The sequence below is a fragment of the Vibrio sp. 2433-A1 genome (assembly GCF_056726085.1).
On record NZ_JBRESC010000003.1, the window covers coordinates 216,423 to 229,030 of the forward strand.

Consider the following 12,608-nt stretch of genomic DNA (forward strand, 5'->3'; position numbering starts at 1 on the left):
TACCATCCAGTAACACTTTGAAACGCCGGTTCATTTTTAGGGAGTACCATGAACACATCTCTCACTCCAAATATTTTTGACTTTTTAATCAAAATTGACCCCTTTGATAAACTGCCAGAGTCTGTGGTTGAAAACATTTCGAACTCTGTCAAAGTCAAGTACCTCGTGCGAGGTGATTCTATTGGTTTTAGTGCCTTATGCGACCAACGTTACCTGTACATCATACGAACTGGTGCCATCGAACAACGCACGCCTAACGGTGAATTGCGCGCGCGCCTTGGACAAGACGACCAGTTTGGCTTTACTTTTCTCGATCCAATGGAAAATGCCGAAGATGGTTACCAAGCCGAAGCAATTGAAGACTCATTACTCTACTTGATCCCTCACTCAGAGCTAAAATACGTCAGCGAAAAACATCCAGAGTTTGCTGATTATTTCGCTACTCAAGCAAATGTGCGTTTGAGCTCGGCGGTGAAGTTCGTTTGTCGAAAAGAAGAAAAGGGACTGTTCTTTCGCACCGTTGGCGAGATCGCGAGTGAAAACATTGCAATTGTTAATGTGAACGACTCTATCCGAAGTGTGGCACAGACCATGTGTAGCAAACAGCGCAGCTCATGTGCCGTTGTGATGAAAGGTGGCGATATTATTGGCTTAGTCACCGACCGAGACATGACGAAATCGGTCGTCGCGCAAGACATGGATACCAATCAACCCATTGCAGATGTGATGACGCCAAATCCTATATTGATTGAAGATGATGCTAAGGTAATTCAAGCTATTTCCTTGATGCTGCAATACAACATTCGCTGTTTACCCGTGGTACATAGTAAACAGGTGAAAGGGCTTCTAACAACGACACATTTGGTACACAACCACCGCACACAATCGTTGTTTTTGATTGAGAAAATAAAATATGCCAGTTCAATCAACGCATTAGCAGCTTTGAAAGAAGAACGTCAAACCATCTTCCAAGCCTTGGTTGAAAGTGGTGTTAGTGCCGAGATCCAAGGACGCGTGATGTCCATGATTATGGATGCCTTTAACCGCCGCATCATCCAATTAAGTGAAGAGTTGCTTGGCCCGCCTCCGTGCGATTATGCATGGATGGTTGCTGGCTCTCATGCGCGCAATGAAGTCCATATGCTGTCAGATCAAGATAGTGCCATTGTCCTTTCAGACGATGTTAGCGAAGAGGACATGCTCTACTTCACTCACCTGGCGATGCGTATCTGCAATGGCCTAGCTGCCTGTGGCTACCCGCTATGCGATGGTAAATATATGGCTGCAAATCCAAAATGGTGTCAGCCTGTCCAGCGTTGGAAAAGCTACTATCAGAAATGGGTTGCCAACCCAGAATACAACAAGCTATTAAGCATTAGCGTATTTCTTGAAGTACGTGCCATTCACGGCAACCGCGAGCTTGTCGACCAGATCCAACAACATTTGCATGATTGTATTCAAAAAAGTCCAAGCTTTATCCCTGCCTTGGTCCGTGACGCAATTGACACTCAACCGCCACTTGGCATTTTCAACAATTTGGTGTTAGAAAAAGGTGGAGCAAACAGCAACACATTAAACATTAAAAAATTCGCTTTGAATCTGATCATAGACCTAGCCCGTATTTTCAGTCTTTCTGCTGGAGGTTCATTAACCGGCACAGAAGAGCGTTTTCGCTACGCGGCTCAACACGGTACATTGTCAAAAGACAGTGTCAAAAACATCATTGGCGCTTATCGATTCATCACACAGGTACGTTTTCATCACCAGTTAAATGCGATTTTGGCTGGCACCACACCAGATAATCACATCGCTCCGGATGATTTCAGCAGCTTTGAACGAAAGCATTTAAAAGATGCATTTAAGATCATCAGTGAACTGCAAGATGTCGCGAAACTGAAGTTTATGAAAGGGATATAACTATGATTAAGCGTTGGTTTAAGCAGTGGGAAACACACCTCTCTCTAGAGCAAAAACGCCAAGCCATTCATATTATCGACGATTGGCCCAATGAACTAAAAGACTATATTCAACAACCTTTGGTGGATACCTCGAAGACCTTAAAAGATCTGAGTTTTGTTGCGTTAGACTTTGAAACCACAGGCGTGGACGCTCAAGGAGATAAGATATTATCGATTGGCGTGGTCGACTTGACACTAGAGGGTATTGATATCGCTAGCTCCAAAGAGTGGTACATTTGTCACGGGCAGTACATCAAACCAGAAACAGCAAAAATTAATGGTTTAACCCCTCAAGCTCTTGCCAAAGGACTGCAATTAGATGAGGGAATGAATCGCTTACTGCAACGTATAAAAGGCAAAGTGGTACTCGCCCACGGGTGCTGTATTGAAAAAGCATTCATCAACGCCTACTTTTTCTCTCGCTACCAGTTGGATAATTTCCCAGTGTATTTCGTCGATACTCTACAAATCGAAAAACAATTTAGTTATGCAGGGAAAAGTGGGGCACACACCAGTTACCAATTAAATGACTTGCGCTATTACTATCATCTGCCTGGGTACTTGTCGCACTCTGCCGCGAGTGATGCCTTGGCATGCGCGGAATTGTTTTTAGTCCAAAGTAAAAAATTACACATTTCCACACTTAAAGTTGAGTCATTTATAAACTGAATAGAGACTAAAAAGGCAGTGAGTTCGAATCTTCGCTGCCTCTTAGTATGAGACTTTATTACTCTCGTACATCTACCAACATTTTAAACACAAAACTATTCAACGGTTACCGCCTTGGCAAGATTACGAGGCTGGTCAACATCGGTCCCTTTGATTAAAGCGACGTAGTACGATAACAACTGCATTGGTATCGTGTAGTAGATAGGCGCTGTAATATCGCTGACATGCGGCATAGTGATGATCTTCATCGTTTCATCCGCTTCAAAACCAGCCTCTTCATCAGCGAAGACATACAGTAAACCACCGCGTGCACGTACTTCTTCAATATTCGATTTAAGCTTCTCTAACAGCTCATTGCTTGGCGCAACAACCACAACGGGCATATCCGCATCAATCAGTGCGAGAGGGCCATGTTTCAATTCACCCGCCGCGTAGGCTTCAGCGTGAATGTAAGAGATCTCTTTAAGTTTTAGAGATGCTTCCATCGCAATTGGATAGAACTCACCACGGCCTAGGAATAATGTGTGGTGCTTATCAGCAAAATCTTCTGCTAGGGCTTCAATGTCCTTTTCAAATGAAAGCGCCGCATTGATTTGCGCTGGCAGTGCGTGCAGAGCCTGTACGATCTCTTTTTCTTTCTCTTTAGATACGCGAGCTTGCTGCTTGCCTAGCGCAGTCACCAGCATTAATAGCGCAGAAAGTTGAGTAGTAAAGGCTTTGGTTGATGCCACACCAATCTCGACACCGGCACGAGTCATAAAGGCAAAGTCTGACTCACGAACCAGCGAAGAGCCCGCCACGTTACAAATTGTCATCGCTGCCATGTAGCCTTTCTCTTTGGCTAAGCGCAAAGCCGCTAAAGTATCCGCCGTTTCACCAGACTGAGAGAGCGTAATCAACAGGCTATTTGGACGAGTGACAAATTTGCGGTAGCGGAATTCAGAGGCGATTTCGACATCACAGCTAACACCAGCGATATCTTCAAACCAGTAACGTGCTGTCATACCGGCATTATAAGAAGTACCACAAGCTACGATCTGAACATGCTCAACTTTACTTAAGATCTCTGCCGCGTTAACGCCGATCGCTTCAGTTATCACTGCGTCATCACTAATGCGACCTTCCATCGTATTGATCAGAGCTGTCGGTTGTTCGTAGATCTCTTTTTGCATGAAATGACGGTATTTGCCTTTATCTCCCGCATCGTGCTCGGCATTTGATTCAGCGATATCACGTTCAACACGTTCACCAGTTGCATCAAACACGGTCACTTCACGGCGAGTAATTTCTGCTACATCGCCTTCCTCTAGATACATAAAGCGGCGCGTTACGTTAAGCAGAGCTAGTTGATCAGAAGCAAGGAAATTTTCGCCAACACCGAAACCAATCACAATTGGACTGCCGGAGCGAGCAACGACAATTCGAGAAGGGTCTTGGCGGTCAACGGCGACAGTGCCGTAAGCGCCTTCTAATTGCTTAGCGGTTTTTTGTACCGCTTCAACAAGCGATGCAGAAGTGCGAAGTTCCCACTCCACTAGATGAGCAATCACTTCAGTATCCGTTTGAGAATTAAATACGTAGCCACGAGATTTTAGTAGTTCACGTAATTCTTCATGGTTTTCAATGATGCCATTGTGTACCACCGCGATATCGCCAGACATATGTGGGTGTGCATTCGCTTCAGACGGTTCACCATGGGTTGCCCAACGTGTATGTGCAATACCAGTCCCCCCGACAACGCTCTCTTGTTCGACCGCATCAGCCAACTCTTGTACTTTGCCCAAACGGCGTACACGAGTTAAGTTAGAGTCGCTATCAACAACCACTACCCCCGCTGAGTCATAGCCACGGTACTCTAAGCGGCGTAGACCTTCGACTAAAATTTCTGCTACATCACGCTGTGCTACCGCACCAACAATTCCACACATGTTTTACTCCATTTTTCAATTCCGATTGGCAGCAAGCAAAGGCCAAATTCGGTAAGTTTTTAAATTCGTTTAGTTGTTTATGCGCAAATCACTTTAATGCCATGAGATTCGATTTTTTGTTTGTACTCAGGCTCTAAGTCTTTATTTGTAATCAAGATATCGATGGCATCCCATGCCAGTTCTAGGTTTGGGATCTTGCGAGCGATCTTTTCTGATTCGACCATCACAATCACTTCACGTGATACTTCTGCCATCACCTTGCTCAAACCAACCAACTCATTAAAGGTTGTAGTACCTCGGTCTAAGTCGACGCCATCCGCGCCAATAAATAATTGGTCAAAGTCATATGATCGTAGAACAGATTCAGCGACTTGCCCCTGAAAGGACTCAGAATGCGCATCCCAAGTACCGCCAGTCATCAATAAAGTCGGCTCACTCTCTAACTCGTTAAGGGCATTCGCTACGTTGAGCGAGTTGGTCATCACCACTAAGCCATTCATGCCATCGAGCTGTTTAATCAATGCTCCTGTAGTACTGCCACTATCAATAACAATTCGATTATGTTCACGAATCAATTTAGCAGCGGCTCGAGCTAGCTCATTCTTTCGAATCGAAACATTTTCACTCATTTCGTCACTGACCACTTCTTTTGGTAGTGCAATGGCTCCACCATAACGACGCAGTAACTGACCATTTTTTTCTAGTGAGGCAAGATCCTTTCTAATCGTGACTTCCGATGTTTCAAACTTAGCGGACAGCGCTTCGACGCTCACCTCTCCTTTCTCGTTCACTAGATTAGATATTGCGTGTCTTCTTAGCTGTGTGTTTCGTTTCGACATTTAATTAACACTTTAAAGTTTCGAACTGAAAGCAATTATAGTCAAGTCGAAACTTTCAAGTCTATTTATTTCGATCCAAAAAATTAATAAATAGAGATAAAACCTTGTCCTAAGACAAATGTTAAGCAGTGATATTGAAATGATTCGGTGGTAGAATTCGCAACCGAAAAGAAAAAAAATTACAGAATTGACCGTTATTTTTTTGCAACCTAGCGCCTATATCCTAGTTTTGTCACACAAATACGGCATTAAATCCCAATAAGTTGGTCATAAAATGACTAAACTTATGAAAGACTTTCAGTTCTGGAGCTAACAACATAACGGGCTATTTTTATAAGTTGGCAGGCACAAAATGCCTAAAAATAGCTTTGGCTTCAGACCAATAACCGACTTTCAAATTGTAACTATATCGACCGGAGAGTATCTTCCATGAAAAAGACCAAAATCGTATGTACGATTGGCCCTAAAACTGAATCTGTAGAGAAGCTAACTGAACTAGTAAATGCAGGCATGAACGTAATGCGCCTGAACTTCTCTCACGGTGACTATGAAGAGCACGGCACTCGTATCGCGAACTTCCGTAAAGTTATGGAAGAGTCTGGTAAGCAACTAGCTATCCTACTAGATACTAAAGGTCCAGAAATCCGCACTATCAAACTAGAGAACGGCGACGACGTTGATCTAGTAGCTGGTCAAGAGTTCACTTTCACAACTGACACAGCTGTTGTTGGTAACAAAGACAAAGTTGCAGTAACTTACGCTGGCTTTGCCGCTGACCTAAACGCTGGTAACACTATCCTTGTTGATGACGGCCTAATCGAAATGGAAGTTATCTCAACCTCTGAAACTGAAGTTAAGTGTAAAGTTCTTAACAACGGTGCTCTAGGTGAAAACAAAGGTGTTAACCTACCAGGCGTTTCTGTAAACCTACCTGCACTATCTGAAAAAGATAAGAACGACCTTAAATTTGGTTGTGAGCAAGGCGTTGACTTCGTTGCAGCATCTTTCATCCGTAAAGCATCTGACGTTCAAGAAATCCGTGAAGTTCTAACTGCAAACGGCGGCGAGAACATCCACATCATCTCTAAGATCGAAAACCAAGAAGGTGTTGATAACTTCGACGAGATCCTAGAGCTTTCTGACGGCATCATGGTTGCTCGTGGTGACCTAGGTGTTGAAATCCCAGCAGAAGAAGTAATCTTCGCTCAGAAGATGATGATCGAGAAGTGTAACCGTGCACGCAAGATGGTTATCACAGCAACACAAATGCTTGATTCTATGATCAACAACCCACGCCCTACTCGTGCAGAAGCTGGCGACGTTGCTAACGCAGTGATGGACGGTACTGACGCAGTAATGCTTTCTGGTGAAACTGCTAAAGGTAAGTACCCAGTTGAAGCAGTGACTATCATGGCTCAAATCGCGAACCGTACTGACTCAGCGCTTAAAGCTGAACTAGGTTCTCGTCTAGACAGCCCACGTCTACGTATCACTGAAGCGGTATGTAAAGGTGCTGTAGACACAGCTGAAAAACTAGCTGCTCCACTAATTGTTGTTGCAACTGAAGGCGGTAAGTCTGCACGTTCAGTACGTAAGTACTTCCCAACTGCGAACATCATCGCTCTAACAACTAACACTAAGACTGCTGCACAGCTAGTTCTAACTAAAGGTGTTACACCAGTTGTTGTTGATTCAATCGAAAGCACTGACGCATTCTACATCGCGGGTAAAGAAATCGCTCTAGAATCAGGCCTAGGTAACAAAGGCGACATCGTTGTTATGGTTTCTGGTGCACTAGTTGCTTCAGGCACAACCAACACTGCATCTGTGCACGTTCTATAATTAGTTAGAGTAAATCACTCAATTAAATAAAAAGAGGGCTTATGCCCTCTTTTTATTTATAAAGCGTTCAAATTAGCTCTAGTCTAACTTGTAAATCACATCAACTCGGTCACGGATAGCAATACTTGAGTCTTGATAACTGTTTGATTCTGTTCTCGCATCCATCGCCATAGAACGCATCAAAATTGGCTGATTTCCCGACATGTTATAGTCGATACGCCATACACCATTAATCTTTTTCCCGAACCCTTTGGCAAGAGACTCTGCTTTACTATTCGCATCTTTAATGGCTTCAAGGCGCGCTTGCTGCTGGTATTTTGCCTGATCTTTTACCTTCAACTGAATGTTATCGACTTGATTGATTCCTGAGTTCAGCGCCAAGTCTAAATATCGATTGAGATCCGAAAGTTCCTCAACAGTCACCGTAATACTGCGTGATGCTCGGTAACCAACAAGCTCAGGCTTACCTTTCTTCGGATAGTGATATTGAGGCGTAATATAAAGGTTAGAGCTAGAGATATCGTCATTCTCAACACCCTCGTCACTTAATGCCTTTAAGAATGCCGTGACACTGCTGTCTACCGACTGCTTCGCCTGCTCTGCGGTCATTGTTGAGTCGACCACTTTTACCGAAAATTGGGCCATATCAGGTTTAGCGATAACTTCGCCATACCCTGTCGTAACAAGGTGTGGAAAATCCGGGCTGGTTGCAAAAGAGGCAAAACTAATTACAGACAGCGATAGCGTTGCTGCAACTTTAGAAAATACATTCATACTTCATCACCATTTTAAATGCAGTTCTTTACATCATAGATAGCGATCAAATTTAGACCACAGACCCGCTCAAGTTCTGACAAAGAATTAACCTCAAAAAACTGATTCATGGCCTATTTGGGTAACAAGTCTTTGGTGTGATTGATGATTGCCTGAGTAATTTCACTCAACAAAGCCGTTTCAAGCTGCCAATGATGCCAATAAATACGAAAGCTCATAAAGAAGTCAGGCATCAAATCAACCAACTCACCTAATGCTAGCTCCTTCTCAATCTGCAATTTAGGGATCAAACAATAAGCACACCCCATCAGAGCAAGATTAACAAATGCTTCAGAGCTTGCGACATGATGATGTGTCACTGCATCAGATGAGATATTAAAGTGCAATTTGAGGAAGTCTCGATGCAGTTGATCATATTGATCGAATGAGACTGCTGGCGCGTCTAGTAAAGCCTCTCGATTCACCCCATGGGGGAAATAACTGGCAGCAAACTCCGGACTGGCGACACAAACATAGTCCATTCGGCCTAAGTAGTTAGCTTCACAACCCACCATTGCCTTAGGCTCCATGCTTAAGGCCCCAATCACTTCACCATTTTTCAGCTTATCGAGAGTGCGACCTTCACCGTATACGGCTAAGTTTAGTTCAACATCTCTCGACTTCATCACAGGCGCTAACGCTGGCAGTAACCAAGTGGCTAAGCTGTCTGCATTAGTTGCGATCGCAGCTCGTTGTACTTTGCCTACTTTATTCCCATCCAGCTCAGGGATAAATTCCGTTTCTAGCAATTGCACCTGCTGATATAAAGCCAATAATTTTTGGCCAACCGGCGTCGGTTTGGGCGGCTGCTCTCTGACTAAAACTGGCTGAGCCAAGAACTTCTCTAGCTGCTTCACTCGCTGTGAAACCGCGGATTGAGACACGAATAGCGCTTCAGCCGCTCGTTCGAAATTGCCATAACTCACCACGGCTTCTAAGGCTTCTATCCAACGATAATCTAAGCCACGCATAACTCCCCCTCCTCTTAATATTAGAGTTACTTATATAGCATAAATAATATTAAATATACTTATATCACTAGCTTGCTTATCTTTGTCGCCATCAACAAATAATTTGGAGACTTAGCCATGAACCTTTGGCTTCTACTGCAAGGTTTCGGCCTCGGAGCGAGCATGATCATTCCCATTGGCGCTCAAAATGCTTATGTTTTGAATCAAGGTATCAAGCGTCAACATCACCTAACGACCGCAACGATATGCAGCGTCCTCGACATTGTGTTTATCTCATTAGGTATCTTTGGTGGCGGAGCGTTACTGGCGCAAAATGACACCTTATTATTATTGGTCACCCTAGGAGGAATCGCTTTCTTGTCCGTGTATGGTTTGTTGTCATTAAAAAGCGCTTTCTATGCACAAAAAGATGAAGATGCGAACCAACATACACAGCGAGGAAAAAGAGCTGTCATTCTTGGGGCACTGGCCGTTACGGTGCTTAATCCACACCTTTATCTTGATACAGTGGTCATTCTCGGCTCGATAGGTGGTCAATTCGAAGGAGACGATCGTATAGCATTTGCAGTAGGAACGATGCTGGCCTCGCTAGTCTGGTTCTTTGCTCTTTCAATAGGAGCAGCAAAACTCGGCCCAATGTTGTCACAACCGCGAGTGAAGCAAGGAATTGATATCACCGTTGCCGTTATGATGTTTGTCATTGCGGCCATTTTGGCAAATGAGTTACTGAACCAATTTATCTAGGTGCTACATGGATAAACTCGAAACGATTTACCAATTCAACAAAGGACTACTGCAAAGCTTGTCCATTAACTATCAAGAGTGGCAACACGAACCTATTCTCGACTTTGTTACCGACGAGAAGGTTGCTAAGGAACTTGGCTGGACAGGAACCCACAGTAAAAGCCTGTTTTTAAAGCTAAAAGGGGCAGGATATGCTCTGCTATTAACCGATAAAGATAGCCGATTAAACAGTAAGGGGATTAAAGCAATAACGGGTAAGCGACCGTCGATTGTCGATAATGATGAAATGACCGAGGCCATAGGCTGTGTGCCAGGCGCAGTGTGCCCATTTGGCATACCGAGTCATATTCCAATCATCGTCGATCGTAACTTGTTTAGCTCAAACGAGTTGTTATACACCCCTGGTAAACCGGACTTCACGATTGGGCTGCCAAGCTCACGTTTAATGGATATCTTGCAAGCGTTAGAAAACCCTGTTATTGAGATGTAAAAAAGCGAGGCTCTATGGCCTCGCTTATTAATCGTTAGTATCGCTAAAATTAAGCTTCTACTTTGTTCAAATGAACATCCATTTGTGGGAATGGAATTTCAATACCCGCTTCATCAAGCGCTTCTTTAATTGCTTGAGTTGAGTCGAAATATACATCCCAGTAATCCGCTGTCTTACACCAAGGGCGAACAACAAAGTTCACTGAAGAGTCAGCAAGAGCCAGAACACCGATTTGGATATCAGGATCTTTCAGAATACGCTCATCTTTTTCTAGCGCTTCACGAATGACTTTCTTAGTCTGCTTAAGATCCGCACCGTATGAAACACCGATAACAAGGTCAACACGACGCGTTGCGTGTCGAGAGTAGTTGGTGATTGGGCTACCGATAACACCTGAGTTTGGTACTACGACCATTTTGTTATCAGGAGTTTTTAGTACCGTTTGGAAAATTTGAATCGATTCTACACTACCTGCTACACCACCAATTTCCACGTAGTCACCAGACTTAAATGGACGGAACGCAACGATAAGTACACCAGCAGCAAAGTTAGATAATGAACCTTGTAGAGCAAGACCAACAGCAAGACCGGCTGCACCGATAACCGCCACGACAGAAGCGGTTTGAACGCCAACACGACCTAATGCTGCAATTAGAACGATAACGAATAGTAGGTAACGAACTAATCCATGAACGAACCCAACAACCGCTTTGTCCATGTCTTTCTTTTCTAATACTTTAGAAACACTATTCGCTACTGTTTTTACGATAATGTTACCGATAAACAGGATCAGAACCGCTGAGATGATATTCACACCGTACTGAACCAGTAAATCAGAATTATTTGTTAGCCAATTATTTGCGTAGCTTAAACCATCAACTAGGGGAGTTTCAATTCCCGCTGATTCACCTGCCATATTTATATCCTCTAAAATCTATGGACCAAACTGCTTTCTATTACTAATTAACAACGACATCCCTATACATTCACTGAAGTAATGTCAGTTTTTTGGCACGATATCTCATTTTTGACCTTTCTCAAAGTCAAGTTTTTGCAAAGAGAACAAAAACAAAGGTTTATCAGAAAACTCTGATATCGGCTTGTTACAGATTACGCAAAGATTTTACATTTCACCAGACTTTTTCTTCGCCTATGCGTCTTTAAATCGTGATGTATCAGATATAAAAAAACCCGCTCAAATGAGCGGGTTTTTTAACAATCAGTTGAGACGAATTATAGTACGTCTACTGCATTTAGGTCAGCGAATGCTTTCTCTAGACGAGCTACCATTGAAGCTTGACCAGCACGTAGCCATACGCGTGGATCGTAGTACTTCTTGTTTGGTGCGTCTTCGCCAGTTGGGTTACCGATTTGACCTTGTAGGTAATCGCGGTTTTCCGCTTCGTATGCACGGATACCATCCCATGTAGCCCACTGTGTATCAGTATCGATGTTCATTTTGATAACGCCGTAGCCGATAGACTCTTGGATTTCTGCTTCAGTAGAACCAGAACCACCGTGGAATACGAAGTTTAGAGCGTTAGGTGCAATACCAAACTTCTCTGCACAGTATGCTTGAGAGTCACGTAGAATAGTTGGAGTTAGAACAACGTTACCTGGCTTGTAAACACCGTGTACGTTACCGAAAGATGCAGCGATAGTGAAACGTGGGCTAACTGCGCTTAGTTTCTCGTATGCGTATGCAACGTCTTCTGGAGAAGTGTAAAGCTCAGATGCGTCCATATCAGAGTTATCAACGCCGTCTTCTTCACCACCAGTACAACCAAGTTCGATCTCGATTGTCATGTTCATTTTAGCCATGCGCTCTAGGTACTTAGCACATGTTTCGATGTTCTCTTCTAGAGACTCTTCAGAAAGGTCTAGCATGTGAGAAGAGAATAGAGGTTTACCAGTTTGAGCGAAGAACTCTTCGCCCGCGTCTAGTAGACCGTCGATCCATGGAAGAAGTTTCTTAGCAGCGTGGTCCGTGTGTAGGATTACTGGCACACCGTAAGCTTCAGCTACAGCGTGAACGTATTTAGCACCAGCTACAGCACCAAGGATTTGAGCACCTTGACCTTCAAGTTTAACGCCTTTACCAGCGAAGAAAGCTGCACCGCCGTTAGAGAACTGAACAACAACAGGAGATTTAACTTTCGCTGCTGCTTCTAGTACTGCGTTTACAGAGTCAGTACCAACAACGTTTACTGCTGGAAGTGCAAATTTGTTCTCTTTTGCTACTTCAAATACTTTCTGTACGTCGTCGCCAGAGATAACACCTGGTTTTACGAAATCGAAGATCTTAGACATGGATTTAATCCTATTTATCTGTCGTTTTAAAAATAAAACTTGTT

Annotated in this window: 11 protein-coding genes; 5 read left to right on the plus strand and 6 right to left on the minus strand. The window is 43.7% G+C overall.

Annotation, left to right across the window (positions count from 1 at the left end; all coding sequences use genetic code 11):
• Window positions 1-48: 48 nt before the first annotated feature.
• Both ACU01J_RS04835 and ACU01J_RS04840 read left to right on the plus strand, forming a co-directional pair.
• A complete protein-coding gene (locus tag ACU01J_RS04835) occupies window positions 49-1,917 on the plus strand; it encodes a DUF294 nucleotidyltransferase-like domain-containing protein (RefSeq protein WP_481084645.1) in 1,869 nt (622 codons plus the stop codon).
• A gap of 2 nt (window positions 1,918-1,919) precedes the next feature.
• Window positions 1,920-2,627: a 3'-5' exonuclease gene (locus tag ACU01J_RS04840; protein WP_481084646.1), complete on the plus strand. Its 708-nt coding sequence runs from the start codon at window positions 1,920-1,922 to the stop codon at window positions 2,625-2,627.
• A 95-nt stretch (window positions 2,628-2,722) separates the two neighbouring features.
• Here ACU01J_RS04840 and glmS read toward each other — a convergent pair whose 3' ends face one another.
• Window positions 2,723-4,555 (minus strand): glutamine--fructose-6-phosphate transaminase (isomerizing), encoded by a 1,833-nt coding sequence (glmS, locus tag ACU01J_RS04845; RefSeq protein WP_481084647.1) that lies wholly within the window; start codon window positions 4,553-4,555, stop codon window positions 2,723-2,725.
• A gap of 77 nt (window positions 4,556-4,632) precedes the next feature.
• On the minus strand, window positions 4,633-5,394 hold the full coding sequence (locus ACU01J_RS04850; protein WP_481084648.1) for a DeoR/GlpR family DNA-binding transcription regulator: 762 nt from the start codon (window positions 5,392-5,394) through the stop codon (window positions 4,633-4,635).
• 429 nt (window positions 5,395-5,823) lie between these two features.
• Between ACU01J_RS04850 and pykF the strand changes: the two genes are divergently transcribed.
• On the plus strand, window positions 5,824-7,236 hold the full coding sequence (gene pykF, locus ACU01J_RS04855) for a pyruvate kinase PykF (protein ID WP_481084649.1): 1,413 nt from the start codon (window positions 5,824-5,826) through the stop codon (window positions 7,234-7,236).
• Window positions 7,237-7,314: 78 nt separating this feature from the next.
• Here the strand turns inward: pykF and ACU01J_RS04860 are convergent, their stop codons facing one another.
• Both ACU01J_RS04860 and ACU01J_RS04865 read right to left on the minus strand, forming a co-directional pair.
• Window positions 7,315-8,010, minus strand: a complete 696-nt coding sequence (locus tag ACU01J_RS04860; RefSeq protein WP_481084650.1) for an oxidative stress defense protein — start codon at window positions 8,008-8,010, stop codon at window positions 7,315-7,317.
• Between the two features lie 113 nt (window positions 8,011-8,123).
• Window positions 8,124-9,020 (minus strand): LysR family transcriptional regulator ArgP, encoded by an 897-nt coding sequence (locus ACU01J_RS04865; RefSeq protein WP_481084651.1) that lies wholly within the window; start codon window positions 9,018-9,020, stop codon window positions 8,124-8,126.
• 117 nt (window positions 9,021-9,137) lie between these two features.
• On the opposite strand from ACU01J_RS04865, the gene ACU01J_RS04870 reads away from it, so the two are divergent.
• Both ACU01J_RS04870 and ACU01J_RS04875 read left to right on the plus strand, forming a co-directional pair.
• Window positions 9,138-9,764: a LysE/ArgO family amino acid transporter gene (locus ACU01J_RS04870; RefSeq protein WP_481084652.1), complete on the plus strand. Its 627-nt coding sequence runs from the start codon at window positions 9,138-9,140 to the stop codon at window positions 9,762-9,764.
• A gap of 7 nt (window positions 9,765-9,771) precedes the next feature.
• On the plus strand, window positions 9,772-10,254 hold the full coding sequence (locus ACU01J_RS04875; RefSeq protein WP_481084653.1) for a YbaK/EbsC family protein: 483 nt from the start codon (window positions 9,772-9,774) through the stop codon (window positions 10,252-10,254).
• A 49-nt stretch (window positions 10,255-10,303) separates the two neighbouring features.
• On the opposite strand, the gene mscS is transcribed toward ACU01J_RS04875, so the two are convergent.
• A complete protein-coding gene (gene mscS, locus ACU01J_RS04880; protein ID WP_481084654.1) occupies window positions 10,304-11,170 on the minus strand; it encodes a small-conductance mechanosensitive channel MscS in 867 nt (288 codons plus the stop codon).
• Between the two features lie 317 nt (window positions 11,171-11,487).
• Window positions 11,488-12,564: a class II fructose-bisphosphate aldolase gene (fbaA, locus tag ACU01J_RS04885; protein WP_049845540.1), complete on the minus strand. Its 1,077-nt coding sequence runs from the start codon at window positions 12,562-12,564 to the stop codon at window positions 11,488-11,490.
• Between the last annotated feature and the right edge of the window lie 44 nt (window positions 12,565-12,608).